Raw genomic sequence first — 16,050 nt, 5'->3', positions numbered from 1 at the left:
GGTCAAGCCGCGGTATTTCGAGTTAAAGTAAGTTATAGATAAAAGGAAAACGAATTACCGCGGCTTGACCGCGGTATCCAGCAAAGTAGCCTGGGTGAAACGAAGTAAAACCCGGGTTCCGGTCCTTTGGGCCTGCGCCCAGGCTACGTTTATTTGTGTAGAGTTGTAGATTAGGCTAAGCAACATACCGCCCAATGATCATTGGCTAGGCGGCCCTTCGTTTAGCCCAATCTACCTTACCATAATATGGATGTAGCAAGGAAAAATAAAATAAGGAAATAATAGCATGTCTTATGAACAAGAACCTTTTATGATACTAGCAACGATGTCACGTTGGTATGTCGTTTCTCGTGCTATACACGTTGTAGCGCAGCTAGGTTTAGCCAACTATATGTCAGATGAACCTATTTCAATAGAACAATTAGCAGAACAAAGTAATACCAAACCAGAATTATTAGCTAGGCTAATGCGTTTTTTAAGTGCCTATAAATTATTTAATTTTCAGCAAAATGGTTACTCTTTAACAGAATTATCAAAACCTTTGCGCGACGATGATCCGCATTCAATAAGAGACGTGTTATGTATGGCTGATGAGAGCTGGTGGCAAGCTTTTTCTCAGTTTGATGAAAGCCTAAAGACCGGTAAGTCTGCCTTTTATCATCAACACGGCGATCATTTTTTTAATTATCTAAGTAAAAACCCCCAAAAGCAGGCTAATTTTGATCGCGGCATGGCTAAATTATCAACCTATGATGATGATACAATAAGTAAGTCTTATAATTTTGGTGAACTAACAAGTATCGTTGATATGGGCGGTGGCCGAGGCGGTATGGTTCAATCTATTGCTAAGCATTACCCTACCGTTAACGTGATTCTTTTTGATACACCTGCTGTTATTAATCAATTAAACGCTCATGAGTTTCCGCCGCAAGCCAGGTTAATTGCCGGTGATTTTTTAAAAGAAATCCCAATGGCTGATGCTTATTTATTTAAAGGGGTTTTACATGACTTTGATGATGCAACTATGCAGCAAATTCTCACAAATTGCGCTCAGCAGATGCCAAAAAAATCAACGTTATTTATTGCAGAACAAGTCATGCCTGATGATAATACGCCTCACCCTAATAAAACGATGGATATTGTTATGATGGTCTTATTAGGAGGTAGACAGCGAACATTATCGGAATGGCAACAAAGTATTGAGCCATTAGGATTTCATTTTGAAGCAAGCTATAACACAACCAGCTTATTTACATTAATGAAATTTAGCCCAAGCTAAAATTGCTTAAGCATTTAATTCAAAAATAGTGCCTTTCTATAGCCAATTGTGAAGTGCTGATTGAAACAATTGTTTAGGATCATATCGCCGTTTTAAAGCGACCCAGTCATCGTAGTGCTGAGCAAAATGATTTTTCCAGTAATTACTATTTAAGTCTTTACCTAAAAAGCCGGATAAATAGCGTTTTCCGCCTTTAAGTAAAAATCTTTTATCTAGCGCATCAATGGTTTCTAAACAACTAGGAATAAGTGCTGCAGGCAAGCCCGGGTTTAAAATCATAACGGCAAAAACATCATCTTCATCAGGTAGCATTAAAAACCCGTTTGAGTTTTTAGATGCAATAGGAACAAGTTGCAAAATAGGAACATAGTGTAGCGGTAAGGTGGCTAAGAAATCCGTAAAATTTTCAAATAAAACGTCCTTAGATACAAAACATTCATACCAAGGATGCTGTAATTCCCATTGCCCAGTCAACTTCATTAATTGAAATCGACCATCATGCCGGTGTAGATAAGATTCAATAGACTCATCTTGTTGATGCAAGACTTTCCATGGCTTTATATGTTGGCAAATATCACTAAGCTCCGGGGCAGAACCCGTGTATTCCATAGAAATATGCACAGCAAATAACCATTGGGCAAAAGGTCGCCTACCTTGGTTAGTTAGCTTTGCACCTTGAACTGCCGGGGAGCAAAAACATTCTAGGTAATCTGCAGCCTGTTGCAATTCAGTTAAATCATTAAGCCATTGCTTCTCGTCTAAATAGGTTAAAAAAAATGTTCTTACCTGTTTTTCACAAGGTCGTAATGCAATACAAGCTTTCGTAATAATACCAAACTGCCCTTGTCCCCCTAAACAAGCCTGAAATAATGGTGAACCTGATTTAACCTGCTGAAGTTCGCCATCTGCTGTGACTACCTCTAAGGCTTGCACATGATTTATAGCGCAACCGTACTTGAAGGAAGCAGCCCCTACTCCACCTACTGACAGTACACCACCTACCGATAACCCACAATTATAAGGAATAACATAGGGAATTTTATTTTGCTGCAGTGATGCTTCAATTAATGCAGCCCAGCTAGTATTTCCATCTACCCAAATTGTTTTTTCATTTTGGTGGTGAACAGCATTTAATTCAGCCGTATTTAATACGATCCCCCCTGGAACTACGAGAGATTGCCCACACTGGCTCAACCCATTACCACGGATGGTTATAGGCAAACCATTGCTATTGGCATAGGTGACAATTTGTTGTATCTCGTCAACATTTTTTGGAATAAATACGGCGTTAGGATCAGATGTTATTAACTTACCAAAATCCTGGCTAAATGCATTAAGAAGCGACGTTTCGGTATAGAAGCTTTGTGAAAACGTTTGCTTGCACTGCTGTATATGATGCTGGTTCCAATGTCGCGTTTGCATGTTCAATCCTTTTGCATATAGCTTATCTTTAAATTTATCAGACAACTATTAAAACAGCTAATTAATTTACCCTAATTGTTCTTTTTAAATGAGTTCGCATATAAATACACTACATGGTGCAGAATAATTTCTGGCGTGGTTAGACTCTTTTAAATTGTGTTCATATTGATTCTAAGGGTTAGACAAATCATTTTTGGTAATGTGCTAAATATATATCTTATAAGTTTGTATATCAATGAGACGCTTATTCTAAAGTCTAGGTATCACTTGATTTTTTCATTTACGTTAAGCTATTCTGCTTAGGCTAAAAACTATACTAGGAGTTTTAATGAAAAGGAGTTTAATTTTAAGCTTATGCATGTTGTCCTGGCAAAGCTATGCGGCTGTTTTTTCTACTGCTGAAATTGAAACACTTAAAGAAAATTTTCTTGCTAACATTAATGAAGAAGGTGCTGTAGTAGCCTCTCCTTCTCAAATTTATCCTAATTACTACTTTGACTGGATTCGTGATGCTGCTATTACGATGAGCTTAGTGGAGTCGTGGTATGAAAATACCCATAGCGCTCAAGATAAAACGAGGCTTTTAAATTATGTAAGTTGGACTGAAAAAGTTCAAAATCAAATTGATTCTCTGCCTGATCAGCACATTCTGGGGGAACCTAAATTTTATTTAAACGGCTTTCCTTATGACGGCCCTTGGGGGCGCCCGCAACATGATGGCCCCGCACTTAGAGCATTAACATTCATTCATTTTGCCCAAGTTTTATTAAAAGATAAGGAAATGGATTATGTAAATGCACATCTTTATAATAAAAATAACCTATCTGCATCGCCAGGCATTATCAAAACAGACTTAGATTTTGTTGCCGAACATTGGCAAGACAATAACTTTGATTTATGGGAAGAAGTTTATGGCCATCATTTCTTTACTGAAATGGTACAAAGAAAAGCTTTAATCGAGGGCGCACAATTTGCACGCGAACTTCGTGATGACCAAAAAGCACAATATTATGAAACTCAAGCAAAGCTAATTACCGAGGATCTTAATCAATTCATTGATAACAGTCATAAAACCATCCAGGCAACCCGCCCTCCTCACCCAGGCCCTCAAAAAACACAAGAGCTAGATTCATCAGTCATTTTAGCCACGCTCTTAGGTAATACGCATGATAATGTGTTTGCACCAACTAATGATTATATAAAAAACACGGCTCTGGCTTTAAAAGAGCAGTTTAAAGCTTATCCAATCAATGATAATCACAGCGATGCTATCTTATTTGGCCGCTACATCGATGACATTTATGATGGTTATGGAAATGGTGAAGGTAATCCTTGGTTTATTCTTACAGCAACCATGGCAGAATACTACTACACATTAGGCACAATGCTCCCAGCAAACAATAAAGCAAAGCTGTCTTCTTATATGGGGCAAGGCGACGGCTATTTAAGTTTAATTAAAGAATATGCGCCAACACTATACATTAGCGAACAAATTAATCGTCATACAGGCGCGCAACAAGGCGCTTATTCTCTAACTTGGAGCTATGTTTCTATATTGCGGGCTTTAGCAGTGCGTGAAAAACTAGCTACAATGATTGCTACGATTTAATTGTTAAGATACTTATCTTAAGAACTGCTGGTTCCGGTTACTATCGACGCAGTAATCGGAATCAGCTGAATTTTTTGCTTGTAGAAAATTAAATGATAGACGTCAACTCGACTTGCTCTACGTTACTTTTAATGTCTTCTTGCGGCCTACCTAAATAACGTAAGGGCTTATTACTCATTAAATAACGTTCAATCGCTTCAAGGCTTATATTTTTAGTTTCTGGCATCCAATAATACGTATAGATAAAGCCTAGAAAACAAATGATCCCATATAATAAAAAGGTAAAGCCAATACCAATTTGGCTATACAAAATAGGAAAGCTAAATACCATCAACGTATTAAAGCCCCAGTTACTCATCGATGATAGTCCCATACCAGCTCCACGAACATGAAGTGGAAAAATTTCTGCCATTGCAATATGAGGAATAGGGCCAATACTAATAGCAAAGGAAAAAATATAAATTGTTAAACATAATACAGATAAATAAGCCAACGATGCGGTCTGATAGAAAGAGAAAAAGCTTAACGCCGTTAAACTTAAAAAAGTACCAATGAAACCAACTAATAGTAATTTACGCCTACCAATTTTATCGACACAAAATATAGCAATTATTGTTACTAGTAGATTAACTAGGCCAATACCCATTGTCGCTAAAATTTGTCCAGTCGTATTAGTAAAACCTAAGTTTTTAAAAATCTCTGGCGCATAATAAATAATTACATTAATACCGCTTAGCTGTTGTAAACAGAATAAGGTAACGCCTAAAAGTAATACGGGCAGTAAGGGTTTCTGAAAGAGTAACCGCCAATTTTTATCCCCGTGAGGCTCTCTTGCTAAAGTTACCTCTATGTCATTTAATTCCTGTTCCACAGACTTTCCAGCCCGCAATCTCTTTAAAGCGTTTAACGCTAAATTATGTTTACCGGCGGATTCAACAAGCTAATGCAACCACCTTTTCTTCATCAGCTGTCTGCGGTAAAAATAACATAGCTGGTGATTTAAAGCCTAATGTTTTTCTAGGTCTGTCATTCAATTTTTCCATAATTGCTTTTAAGTGTTCATCAGTTATGGATTCAAAGCTTGCGCCTTTTTTTAAGTATTGTCGTACCAATCCATTGGTATTTTCATTAAGTCCACGTTCCCAAGATGAATAAGGATGAGCGAAGAAAAAATCGGAATTTAACTGCTCGGTTATCTTCTCATGATAAGCAAATTCAGAGCCGTTATCAGCTGTAATGGATAAAACCGAGTTGGTATATGGTTTTAAAGCATCTATCGTGGCTAAGCTTACGTTTTCAGCGGTTTTCTGGTTAACCTTTTTAAGGATAGTAAACTTAGTCTTTCGTTCAACGATTGAAACGACAGCATGCTTACGATTCTTGCCAATAAGGGTATCAATCTCCCAATCACCAATTCGCGCTTTTTCATCAACGATTTTAGGTCTTTCATCAATGAATCGCCTGTTTCTAATTGGCCCTTGACGTTTAGGGCCACCATAGCGCTTACGATACTTCTTTTGTTGATGCCTTAAGTGTTTAAATAAGCTACCGCCGTGCTTTTTATCCGTTAAAATAAACTGATAAATCCACTCATGACTTAAGCTAAATAACTGCTTGCGTTTAGCATAGCCGCTAATTTGTTCAGGACTCCAGTCCTGGCTTATCTTTTCCCTAATAAACTGCTTAATCTCCTCATTGACTTTGATGTACTTGGGCTTATCTCGTTGCCTATCATCCGCATACTTCTGCGCGTAATTTGCCTTATAGGTCCAATATCCTAAGCGCGTGCGAATAAAGGTTAGATTACGATTAAGCTCCCTACTAATCGTTGACTTATGGACCCCTAGCTCATCGGCTATTTGTTGCTGCGTATAACCTGCATGCACAAACGCTTGAATTTTACACCGCTTGAGATAATCCAAATGCTTGTAACTCATTTACAACTCCTGTACTAAAACAGCAGGAAGTTTACTCTCTTATCCTGCCTCTTTTATATACAAAAGTTGCACTAATCTGTTGAATCCAAGACCGACACAACATAACCAACGGGGTGACTCAGGTAAAAATAAAATACCGACCATTAAAATTAAGGCTGGTATTGCGCTGGAAGCAAACATAACTCGCCATGCTTGTTGTTCAATAAGTAAATAGTTAACAGCATAGGCACAAACAATACCAATTGTGATTGCTAATTGATAAATTGCGACCATTGCACCTCGCAGCTTAACAGGCGCTGTTTCTGCTAAATATAAAGGCGTAGTCACGGCGGCAATACCAATTGCAAGACCTAGAATAAAACGAGACGTTATTAATATTAATTCAGTAGTAGCAAATGCAGCACCTAAAGCACCTAGGAGAAAGAAAGCGCCACTAAACGATAACGTGGTACGTCTACCTAAGTATTTAACAAAACGTGAAGCGATTAAAGCGCCAATAAACATTGAGCCAAATAAAGCACCAAAAGGAAGCGCTGATGTCATAATACCAACGTGGGTATGACTAAGTGAAAAGTGATTTTTAACCAGATCTAAAGAACCAGCAATGATTCCTTCATCATAACCAAATAAAAAGCCTGCTACCGATCCAATAACCGCTACCAACCAAGCCATATTTATTCCTTATCTTTATTCAAACCTTCAATACTTAAGTCAAAACAATACTAAATAACGCAATTTAGTATGAAGATACTAATTCATAAGTTTAGTTTTATAGAAGACCTATGTAGATTTATTATCAACATTAAAATTTTGAGAGTTAAGTAACGTCAATCATTTTAAATACTTTTACCTGAATGCTTTAGTTTTTCTGTAGTACAAATTTACCTAGCGCGCTGATTGCTTGTGTTATAGCCGCTGAGCTTAGCATTTTAATTTTCTCCCAATTTTTTGTTTTTGTTGCTTCATCAGGAACGATCCATGAACCTCCAACACAAGACACATTAGGGAGGTTTAAGTAATCTAAAAAGTTATGTTCATTAATACCACCTGTAGGACAAAAATGAACGTTTGGAAATGGCCCAGAAATGGCTTTTAGCATAGCAATCCCGCCTGCAACTTCAGCTGGAAAAAACTTAAAATGATTAAAACCAAATTGAAGTCCTTCCATCAGTTCAGAAATACTAGCAATACCAGGAATTAATGGAATTGTCGAGTCCTTACCTGCCTGTAATAATTCGCGTGTTAAGCCAGGGCTAATTGCAAATTGAGCACCTGCTTGAATGGCTTGCTCTAATTGTGCCGGCGAGGTAACTGTTCCTGCGCCTATGATTATATCAGGAAATTCTAGCCTTAATAGACGAATAGCCTCTAAAGCAGTTGCCGTTCTTAAGGTCACTTCCAAGAGACTAATGCCACTACTAATTAAAGCAGTGGCTAAAGGTATTGCATCTTCAAGATGGCGTATCACTAAGACGGGAATAATAGGCCCCTGTGAAAATAAGACCTCTGGAGGCAATGATGCCCTATTATTTAATGACATACTACTCACTTTCCATAATTTGCTTTAAGTAAAGAGCCGCACCCACTAACCCTGGGTGTTTTGCTGTAACCACATAGCTAGGTACTTGTTTATTTAACGCGCTAAACCGGCCTTTGGTTTCAAAGCGCGCTCTAAATTCACTCTGTTCCATCAAGGATAAGAGCTTAGGTACAACGCCACCTGTGATATACACGCCCCCAAAAGTGCATAATTTTAAGGCTAAATCACCAGCATAACTTCCTAAGCTTGCAAAAAATTGCTCAACAACAGCAATTGCTAAAGTCGATTCATTATTTAGTGCTAAGCGCACAATTTCTGCCGCTGGTAGAGGGGAAATAGTTAAGCCTTGATAAGCAGCGATGGCTAAATATAAATTTTCTAACCCAGGCCCTGATAATAGCCGTTCAGAAGAAACATGACCGAATCTATTCATCAAAAAGCGCTGAATAAACCATTCTTGTTCACTTTGAGCTGCCCAAGCTGTATGCCCACCTTCACCTGATAAAGGCATAAAACAAGAAGATGTTGGAATTAGATGCGCCACCCCTAAACCTGTTCCTACTCCAAGCATCACCATGGGCTTAGTCAGATCAGGTTCACCAGAACCGATTTGTACTTTTTCCTCAGCGGTTAAAATAGGTAAACTCATTGCTGCAGCACTTAAATCATTTAATACTTGTAGGTGGCTAAATCCAAGCTCGTCTTTCAATTGACTAATTGAAAAATTCCAAGTGCAATTAGTCATCACCACATTATCGCTAATCACTGGACAAGCAATAGCAATGGTCGCATGCTTTATCTCAGATAAATCATGCATTGTACGATAGTAAATTAATGCGTCTTTTAAGTTTGGAAAATTTGCGCAAGGAAAAACAGCTACCTTATCTACCGTAAGATTGACTAAGTCGACTAAACTAAAGCGTGCATTTGTACCTCCAATATCGGCAACAATAGCATAGGCGCATGCCTCAAGAGCAAGTTGTTGTGTACTCATTGTAGGTAATCCTCTGTAACAAACAAACTACAAGCGCCCTGCTCAGCACCAGTTAATTGCGTACGTAGGCAGCCAAACAGTTCACGCCCCATACCTACATAATAGCTCGAGGTATCGAATTTTGCTGGTTTTCGTTGGGCTAATTCATCTTCTGAAATAAGAAGCTGTAAAATACCTTGCTTACTATCAAGCAAAATAAGATCACCCGTTTGAATCTTAGCAATAGCGCCGCCATCTAAGGCTTCAGGCGTTACATGTAATGCTGTTGGTACATTTCCTGAAGCGCCTGACATACGTCCATCTGTCACTAAAGCAACCCGATAGCCCTTGTTTTGTAATACTGATAATTGGGGGGTTAACTGGTGTAACTCGGGCATTCCACAAGCTTTAGGACCTTGGAAGCGAATAACAATAATACAATCTTTATTTAATCGCCCTTCTTTAAAAGCAGTTATAAATTCTTCCTGGCTTGTAAATACTTCGGCTTGCGCTTGAACAACTAAATTATTTTCATGCAAAGCAGAAGTTTTGATAACTGCTCTCCCAATATTACCTGACAAAACCTCTAACCCGCCATGTGAACTAAAGGGATTATTAGCTGATCGGAGCACGTCATCATCTAAAGGCGTATTTGGCCCCTCTACCCAATGTAGGCGACCATCACGCAACACAGGTTGCTCTGTATAGCGGTGTAACCCATAACCTACTACCGTATGCACATCATCATGTAATAAATCAGCGTCTAATAGAGTACGAATTAAATAAGCCATGCCACCGGCACGATGAAACTGATTAATATCAGCGCTTCCATTCGGATAAATTTTCGCAACAAGCGGAATCACTTTTGATAAATCAGCAAAATCATCCCAATTAATTATAAAGCCCGCAGCTCGCGCAATGGCAACAAGATGCATAGTATGATTAGTAGAACCACCTGTGGCTAATAAACCAATAATGCCATTAACAATAGATTTAGCCTCAATTAAATGGCCAATAGGTAAATAATTGTCACCTAAATCAGTTAATGTCATTACTTGCTCGGCGGCAGCGTCAGTAAGATGCTGGCGTAGTGGAGCCTCCGGATTAACAAATGATGCACCAGGTAAATGCAAACCCATCATTTCTACTATCAGCTGGTTAGAATTAGCTGTACCAAAAAAAGTACATGTTCCCGAAGTATGATAAGAAGCTGCTTCTGCATCGAGTAATGCCTCTTTATTGACTTTTCCTTCTGCATATAATTGTCGGATGCGTGCTTTTTCTTTATTAGAAATCCCCGACGGCATGGGCCCTGCTGGTACAAAAACAAAAGGTAAATGCCCAAACGTTAAGGCAGCGATTAACAAACCCGGAACGATTTTGTCACAAATGCCAAGCATTAGTCCGCCATCAAATAAATTATGTGATAAAGCGATAGTAGCTGACAAAGCAATAACGTCTCTGCTCATCAAGCTTAAATCCATACCCATCTGGCCTTGCGTTACCCCGTCACACATAGCAGGAACACCACCAGCAAATTGAGCGATACCACCTACTTTGCTAACAGCTTCTTTGAGCAAAATTGGATAATTTTCATAGGGCTTATGGGCAGACAAAACATCATTATAAGCAGAAACAATGGCAATGTTGGGCTGTACTAATGCACGCATCACCAGCTTATCGCCCTCTCGGCAGGCAGCAAAGCCATGTGCTAAATTGCCACAATGTAAAGCGCCCCGATGAGGGCCTTTTAAGCGAGCTTTTTCTATACGAGCCAAATAATGCGAGCGACTTTCAGTGCTTCGTTTAATAATACGCTCGGTGACTTGCTTAATTACGTTATTCATAAAATCCTATCGTATTAACTTACTGTGGTGCAAACATCACTTGCACATCGGTAGAAGGATGGTGCAAAAAAGCCCTGATGGGCATAGCAGTAGCATCTTGGCCTGCCATTGCCTGCTTAAGCACAGCTAATTTATTTTCTCCTACTAAATGTAGAAAAATAAAGCGACTATTTATTAGCCGATTTTTTGTTAACGAAATACGCTCATAAGGCGCTGTTGTTGGCGTAACTGCAATGACTGCTGAATGTAAATCAGTCAACCCAGCTTCGATTTCGTTGCTGCAGGGAAAAAGTGACGCCGTATGCCCATCTTCTCCCATGCCTAAAATCACAACATCAAATTGTGGTAAATGACTCAGGCAATCTTGAATTTCTGGAACACCTTGATAAGGGCTTTCTGCGTTAGTAAGCAAACTAATATAACTTGCTTTTTTTGCTTTATTAATCAATAAATTGCGCTTTAACATCCCTTCATTGCTATCTTCGCTAGACGAAGGTAGCCAGCGCTCATCTGCTAAAAGTATAGTTACTTTATCCCATTCTAAATCGATTTCTGAGAGTTGCTTAAATAAAGGCGCAGGCGTCTTACCACCGGAGACAACTAAATAAGCTTGGCCGCGACTTTTTATTGCCTCCGCTAAAATAGCTTGCAATTTTTTACAAAGAAAATCATTTAAACTATCAGTATCATTAAACTGCTGTATATGCATACTACTCATCCCAATTTCTGTCATCGCGAGCTAATAAGGAGGTTGCTGCTGCCGGTCCCCATGTGCCAGCTTGATAAGATATTGGCGGTTCATTATAAATTTCCCAAGCCTCAAGAATGCTATCAACCCATTTCCAAGCTTCTTCTACCTCATCTTGGCGCACAAATAAACATTGATTGCCTAGCATCGCTTCTAATAATAAGCGCTCATAAGCATCAGCAATTCGCTGTGTTTTAAATGTTTCATCAAAGCTTAAATCTAGTTTGCTTTGCTGTAATAACATCGTTTCACCTAAGCCTGGAACTTTATTAATGATTTGGATTTCAACACCTTCATCAGGCTGTAAGCGGATGATTAACTTATTTGCTTTTAAATGTTTATACGTTTGGTGAAATATATTATGTGGCTGTGGTTTAAATGAAATCAATACTTCACTGTATTTTCTAGGCATACGCTTACCGGTGCGCAAATAAAAAGGAACGCCGGCCCAACGCCAGTTATCAATATATACTTTTAATGCTACAAATGTTTCAGTGGTGCTTGTCTTAGCTTCATTTTCTTCTAAATACCCAGGCACTGTTCTGCCCGCAACAAAACCACTAGTATATTGGCCGCGGACTGTCATTTCATGAACATTTTCTAAATTAATTGGCCTTAACGCCTTGAGTACTTTGAGTTTTTCATCACGAATATTATTAGCGTCTAAGCTAAGGGGGGGCTCCATTGCCACTAAAGTTAAAATCTGTAAAAGATGGTTTTGTACCATGTCACGCATTTGCCCTGCGCTGTCATAATAGCCCCAGCGCCCTTCAACCCCTACTTCTTCGGCAACCGAAATTTGCACATGATCAATGGCTTTATAATCCCAATTGGTTGCAAAAATCGCATTGGCAAAGCGCAATACTAATAAATTTAATACCGTTTCTTTGCCTAAATAATGATCGATACGATAAATTTGACTTTCTTTAAAATACTGTGCAATTTGGTCATTAATGGCAATAGAAGAGGCTAGATTATGTCCAATAGGCTTTTCTACAACAACGCGAGCAGGTTCATGAGTTAATTCAACACTAGCTAACCCTTGACATATAGGTCCAAATAACGAAGACGAAGTGGCAAAATAACTCACAGCAACACGCGTTTCAGGATCAGTAAACTCTTTAAGTTTATTATAGTCTGCTATCTGTGTAAGATCGATTTGCACATAATGCAACTTTTGTTGCAACCGCTCCCAAACAACTGTATCAAAGGGCTCATTAATAAATTTTTCTAATATCTCTGCTACAAATTCAAGGTAATGGTCTTTACTAAAAGCATCGCGTGCAACACCAATGATATTCGTGCGCGGATGTAACAAACCTTGCTTTTCCAGTTGATAAAGGGCTGGTAAAAGCTTTCGGCTTGCAAGATCACCTTTTGTACCAAATAAAATTAAATCACATGCCTTATTATTTTCGGCCGTTCCTTGCATAAATTTTCCTTCCAATAACTGGTCATTAATAAATTACTGCAAAGTGCCCCGATTTTACACCAGTGAGCCTGACCGTCAACCGTATTAAAAGTATTTTGATTAAACTTATTGAATTTGAATAAAAATTTGCAGAATTACAATTTATGGTCTATGTTTAATTGTAACTTAAATCTAGGAGAGAGACATGGACAATTATATGGATCGTAATGAAGGGATGAATCGCGATACTTCTCGCTCTCATCATAATGACTCAATGCTAACAGGTTACTTTCAAGATAAAGACTCTGCCGAAAGAGCTTACCGTTCCTACATTGATCGTGGTTATGACCCTAAAGATATTAATGTGATCATGTCAGAAGACACACGCAGTAAATATTATAATTCTGATATTGCTAGAGCAAGCACCGGTGCAAGCCAATCAGACTTAGACAATGACTCTACAATGAATAATGGCGCTGATGACAACCGCATGAAAGAAGGCATGGGTGTTGGTGGCGCAATAGGTGGTATTGTAGGCGCTACGTTAGGCGCAATTGCTGCGATTGGCACTAACTTAGCTATTCCTGGTTTAGGCTTAGTTATCGCAGGCCCAATTGCTGCAGGTCTTGCTGGCGCTGGTGCTGGCAGCCTTTCTGGCGGATTAATTGGCGCATTAGCTGGTTGGGGTATCCCAGAAGATAAAGCTCGTCGCTACGAAGAAGGTGTGCGTTCAGGTGGTATCGTTATGGGCGTTCGTCGCGACCCAAGCCGTGACTACTCTGAGTTAGAAAACGATTGGCGTCAATATGACATTGATGACACACGTCGTTAAGATTGTTTAATAAAGGGCGGTTTACCGCCCTTTTATCTTATACTATTCTTTAATCACTGAATTATCTAAAACCTTCTTCGCTTGCTCAGCGCGATATTTTTTAACAGCTTGCTGATACTCGGGGTACTTATTCCCTAAAATACTCGCTGCTAATAATGCAGCATTTATCGCTCCTGCCTTACCTACTGCTAGTGTTCCTACAGGTATACCTGCTGGCATTTGCACGATGGATAATAAAGCATCTAAGCCATTGGTAAAAGTAGATGAAGGAATGGGGACGCCTAACACAGGCAGCGTTGTTTTAGCTGCCACTACCCCTGGTAAATGAGCAGCTCCGCCAGCTGCTGCGATAAATACTTCAACACCATTTTCCTCAGCAGCTTTTAAATAATCAAACAAGGCATCCGGCGTTCGATGAGCTGAAAGTGCGCGTACTTGATGAGGAATATTTAGAGTATCAAGAATTTTGCTAGCTTCCTCCATCAAAGGCCAATCTGACTTTGATCCCATTAAGATTGCTATTCGTGCTTTTGTCATAACTTTTCCTAAATTAATTATTTTTTTGTTGAGAAATAAGCGTAATTGCTTCAACTAATAAAGCGCCCTCCAGGTCTTGAATACGCGCTTTAAGCTCTTCTGGCGTATCTTCCTCTAATACATCACATTGTTTTTGTAAAATAATCGGTCCTGAATCAATTTCTTCCGTAACAACATGTACGGTACAGCCACTTTGCTTCTCACCGGCAGCTAATACGGCACGATGAACATCTAAATCCATCAGCCCTGCAAAAGCAGGCAATAAAGAAGGATGAATGTTAATAATTTTATTTCGCCAATTATGGATAAATATTGGGGATAAAATACGCATGTAACCAATTAAAACAATAAGTTCAACCTGATTAATTTTTAATAAATCTGTTAATCTTTGATCAAACTCTTCCCGGCTTAAGCCTTTTGAAGAAAGGTATTGTGACGGCAAGCCAAACTGCGCTGCCTTGTCTAAAATAAGAGCATCAGGTTTATTACTAAGGACGATTTCAATCGACGCATTAAGTTTTTTGTTCTTGATTGCCTCAACTAAGGCTAATAAATTAGTACCTCGTGTTGAACCTAGAATGCCTAAGCGAATCATGCGTTGCGAATCCTTTTCATATGATTAACACGTTGCTCAATCAATGGCGCTGTCCCAATATCAGTGCGATGAAATAAAGGGCCCTTAATTTGCGCCATGGCTTTTTCGGCAAGCTGCTCAGCAGCAGTAATGGTATCTGCAATACCAACATAAGCAGCTGTACGCGAGCCTGTTGCAGTAACCGTACCTGTGTTTTGTTCATCCACAGCAGCTAAATAAAGGTGTTGCTTATTATCTATGGCTGCAAAATCAATTGGGAAATTTTTTAAAGGGCTATCTGGGTAACCTTCAGGTACCGCGTATTTGCATACGGTAGCTTGCTTTTTAAATTGCACTTGTTCAGGAGTTAAATCCCCCATAACCAAGTGCTGGCAAATGACTAAAAAATCAGATTCTAAAATAGATAAAACATTTAATGCTTCTGGATCACCAAAACGCGCATTAAATTCAATGACAAAGACGCCCTGTTTAGTCGCTATGAAACTGCCGTACAAAATACCAATATAAGCTTGATTACATTCTTTATTGAGTGCTGTAAAAACTTGCTGATTGATTTGCAAGGCTTCTTTTAAGTCATTGGATGTCAGAAAAGGGAGACTATGATTGCTATCAGAATAACTGCCCATGCCACCCGTGTTTGGGCCTTTATCGCCATTATAAGCTCGTTTATGATCTTGCACTAACGGCATAGGGATTAGCTTTTTCCCATCAGCAAAACACATAAAAGAAAATTCCTGGCCAATTAATTTTTCTTCAATAATAAGTGTTTGTTTTTTACCTAAAATTTCTTTGGCAAACGCTAATGCTTCACCCACAGACTGTAGATGCTCTCCAGCCACTTTAACACCCTTGCCACCCATTAAACCATTTGCTTTGATAACATAATTTGTTTGACCTAATTCATTTATAAATTCAGCAATATTATCTAAAGAATTAAAATTTTTGTATTTTGGCAAGCCAGGAATAGAATACTTGTGCATTAAATCACGGCCAAATTGCTTGCTTGTCTCAATTTGTGCCAACGCTTTTTTAGGCCCAATCGTTGGAATATCCATTTGCCATAGCTCATCTGCTATGCCCTGCTCAAGGGGTGCTTCAGGCCCAATAATTGCTAAATCAATATGCCATAAAGTCGCTTGGTTAATCACTTCATGAGCATCAGTAATATCGCCAACAACATAGTGTTTACAAAGAGCCCTTATACCTGGATTAAGTGAGGTAGCAAAACAATATAAATGTGGCTTTTGATTAGAATAAGCTAATGCTTTAGCAATGGCATGCTCACGTGCGCCTGAGCCAATAATAAGAATATTCATTACG

13 protein-coding genes and 2 pseudogenes are annotated in these 16,050 nt (G+C 39.0%); 3 read left to right on the top strand and 12 right to left on the bottom strand.

What is annotated here, in order from left to right:
• Positions 1 to 286: 286 nt before the first annotated feature.
• Positions 287 to 1,279, top strand: coding sequence for a methyltransferase (locus DYE47_RS06235; RefSeq protein WP_115302442.1), 993 nt, complete (start codon positions 287 to 289; stop codon positions 1,277 to 1,279).
• 36 nt (positions 1,280 to 1,315) lie between these two features.
• On the opposite strand, the gene DYE47_RS06230 is transcribed toward DYE47_RS06235, so the two are convergent.
• Positions 1,316 to 2,701: an FAD-binding protein gene (locus DYE47_RS06230; protein ID WP_115302441.1), complete on the bottom strand. Its 1,386-nt coding sequence runs from the start codon at positions 2,699 to 2,701 to the stop codon at positions 1,316 to 1,318.
• A 328-nt stretch (positions 2,702 to 3,029) separates the two neighbouring features.
• On the opposite strand from DYE47_RS06230, the gene DYE47_RS06225 reads away from it, so the two are divergent.
• Entirely contained in the window at positions 3,030 to 4,310 is a 1,281-nt protein-coding gene (locus DYE47_RS06225) for a glycoside hydrolase family 15 protein (protein WP_115302440.1), read from the top strand.
• 88 nt (positions 4,311 to 4,398) lie between these two features.
• Here DYE47_RS06225 and DYE47_RS06220 read toward each other — a convergent pair.
• From DYE47_RS06220 to zwf, 8 genes and pseudogenes are all read right to left on the bottom strand, one after another.
• Positions 4,399 to 5,241, bottom strand: a pseudogene (locus DYE47_RS06220) (MFS transporter); the annotation flags it as partial.
• 1 nt (position 5,242) lies between these two features.
• Positions 5,243 to 6,247, bottom strand: a complete 1,005-nt coding sequence (locus tag DYE47_RS06215; RefSeq protein WP_115302438.1) for an IS30 family transposase — start codon at positions 6,245 to 6,247, stop codon at positions 5,243 to 5,245.
• 90 nt (positions 6,248 to 6,337) lie between these two features.
• Positions 6,338 to 6,919 (bottom strand): annotated as a pseudogene (locus DYE47_RS06210) (MFS transporter); the annotation flags it as partial.
• Between the two features lie 187 nt (positions 6,920 to 7,106).
• Positions 7,107 to 7,787, bottom strand: coding sequence for a bifunctional 4-hydroxy-2-oxoglutarate aldolase/2-dehydro-3-deoxy-phosphogluconate aldolase (locus DYE47_RS06205; protein WP_115302436.1), 681 nt, complete (start codon positions 7,785 to 7,787; stop codon positions 7,107 to 7,109).
• 1 nt (position 7,788) lies between these two features.
• Positions 7,789 to 8,781, bottom strand: coding sequence for a glucokinase (gene glk / locus DYE47_RS06200; protein WP_115302435.1), 993 nt, complete (start codon positions 8,779 to 8,781; stop codon positions 7,789 to 7,791).
• Entirely contained in the window at positions 8,778 to 10,607 is a 1,830-nt protein-coding gene (gene edd / locus DYE47_RS06195) for a phosphogluconate dehydratase (protein ID WP_115302434.1), read from the bottom strand. The genes glk and edd overlap by 4 nt, the downstream gene beginning before the upstream one ends.
• 19 nt (positions 10,608 to 10,626) lie before the next feature.
• Positions 10,627 to 11,325, bottom strand: a complete 699-nt coding sequence (gene pgl, locus DYE47_RS06190) for a 6-phosphogluconolactonase (RefSeq protein WP_341273384.1) — start codon at positions 11,323 to 11,325, stop codon at positions 10,627 to 10,629.
• On the bottom strand, positions 11,318 to 12,787 hold the full coding sequence (gene zwf / locus DYE47_RS06185) for a glucose-6-phosphate dehydrogenase (RefSeq protein ID WP_115302432.1): 1,470 nt from the start codon (positions 12,785 to 12,787) through the stop codon (positions 11,318 to 11,320). The genes pgl and zwf overlap by 8 nt, the downstream gene beginning before the upstream one ends.
• 184 nt (positions 12,788 to 12,971) lie before the next feature.
• On the opposite strand from zwf, the gene DYE47_RS06180 reads away from it, so the two are divergent.
• Positions 12,972 to 13,598, top strand: a complete 627-nt coding sequence (locus DYE47_RS06180; RefSeq protein WP_207385170.1) for a hypothetical protein — start codon at positions 12,972 to 12,974, stop codon at positions 13,596 to 13,598.
• A gap of 42 nt (positions 13,599 to 13,640) precedes the next feature.
• Here the strand turns inward: DYE47_RS06180 and purE are convergent, their stop codons facing one another.
• From purE to purD, 3 genes are read right to left on the bottom strand one after another with little or no spacing between them, the layout of a single operon-like run.
• Positions 13,641 to 14,135, bottom strand: coding sequence for a 5-(carboxyamino)imidazole ribonucleotide mutase (gene purE, locus DYE47_RS06175; protein ID WP_115302431.1), 495 nt, complete (start codon positions 14,133 to 14,135; stop codon positions 13,641 to 13,643).
• Between the two features lie 13 nt (positions 14,136 to 14,148).
• Positions 14,149 to 14,730: a phosphoribosylglycinamide formyltransferase gene (gene purN, locus DYE47_RS06170; RefSeq protein WP_115302430.1), complete on the bottom strand. Its 582-nt coding sequence runs from the start codon at positions 14,728 to 14,730 to the stop codon at positions 14,149 to 14,151.
• Complete coding sequence (purD, locus tag DYE47_RS06165) at positions 14,727 to 16,046, bottom strand: phosphoribosylamine--glycine ligase (protein ID WP_115302429.1); 1,320 nt, start codon at positions 16,044 to 16,046, stop codon at positions 14,727 to 14,729. The genes purN and purD overlap by 4 nt, the downstream gene beginning before the upstream one ends.
• Positions 16,047 to 16,050: the final 4 nt, after the last annotated feature.

It is taken from the genome of Legionella beliardensis (assembly GCF_900452395.1).
GTDB lineage: Bacteria > Pseudomonadota > Gammaproteobacteria > Legionellales > Legionellaceae > Legionella_C > Legionella_C beliardensis.
The sequence above is the reverse complement of the archived record's forward strand: the minus strand, read 5'-3'. Positions and strand labels throughout refer to the sequence as shown.

What these genes read in the sequence shown, in the direction of transcription:
- DYE47_RS06235 (WP_115302442.1), top strand. Translation starts at nt 287, where the DNA reads ATGTCTTATGAACAAGAACCTTTTATGATACTAGCAACGATGTCACGT.
- glk (WP_115302435.1), bottom strand. Translation starts at nt 8,781, where the DNA reads ATGAGTACACAACAACTTGCTCTTGAGGCATGCGCCTATGCTATTGTT.
- DYE47_RS06230 (WP_115302441.1), bottom strand. Translation starts at nt 2,701, where the DNA reads ATGCAAACGCGACATTGGAACCAGCATCATATACAGCAGTGCAAGCAA.
- pgl (WP_341273384.1), bottom strand. Translation starts at nt 11,325, where the DNA reads ATGAGTAGTATGCATATACAGCAGTTTAATGATACTGATAGTTTAAAT.
- purN (WP_115302430.1), bottom strand. Translation starts at nt 14,730, where the DNA reads ATGATTCGCTTAGGCATTCTAGGTTCAACACGAGGTACTAATTTATTA.
- DYE47_RS06215 (WP_115302438.1), bottom strand. Translation starts at nt 6,247, where the DNA reads ATGAGTTACAAGCATTTGGATTATCTCAAGCGGTGTAAAATTCAAGCG.
- zwf (WP_115302432.1), bottom strand. Translation starts at nt 12,787, where the DNA reads ATGCAAGGAACGGCCGAAAATAATAAGGCATGTGATTTAATTTTATTT.
- DYE47_RS06180 (WP_207385170.1), top strand. Translation starts at nt 12,972, where the DNA reads ATGGACAATTATATGGATCGTAATGAAGGGATGAATCGCGATACTTCT.
- DYE47_RS06205 (WP_115302436.1), bottom strand. Translation starts at nt 7,787, where the DNA reads ATGTCATTAAATAATAGGGCATCATTGCCTCCAGAGGTCTTATTTTCA.
- DYE47_RS06225 (WP_115302440.1), top strand. Translation starts at nt 3,030, where the DNA reads ATGAAAAGGAGTTTAATTTTAAGCTTATGCATGTTGTCCTGGCAAAGC.
- purE (WP_115302431.1), bottom strand. Translation starts at nt 14,135, where the DNA reads ATGACAAAAGCACGAATAGCAATCTTAATGGGATCAAAGTCAGATTGG.
- purD (WP_115302429.1), bottom strand. Translation starts at nt 16,046, where the DNA reads ATGAATATTCTTATTATTGGCTCAGGCGCACGTGAGCATGCCATTGCT.
- edd (WP_115302434.1), bottom strand. Translation starts at nt 10,607, where the DNA reads ATGAATAACGTAATTAAGCAAGTCACCGAGCGTATTATTAAACGAAGC.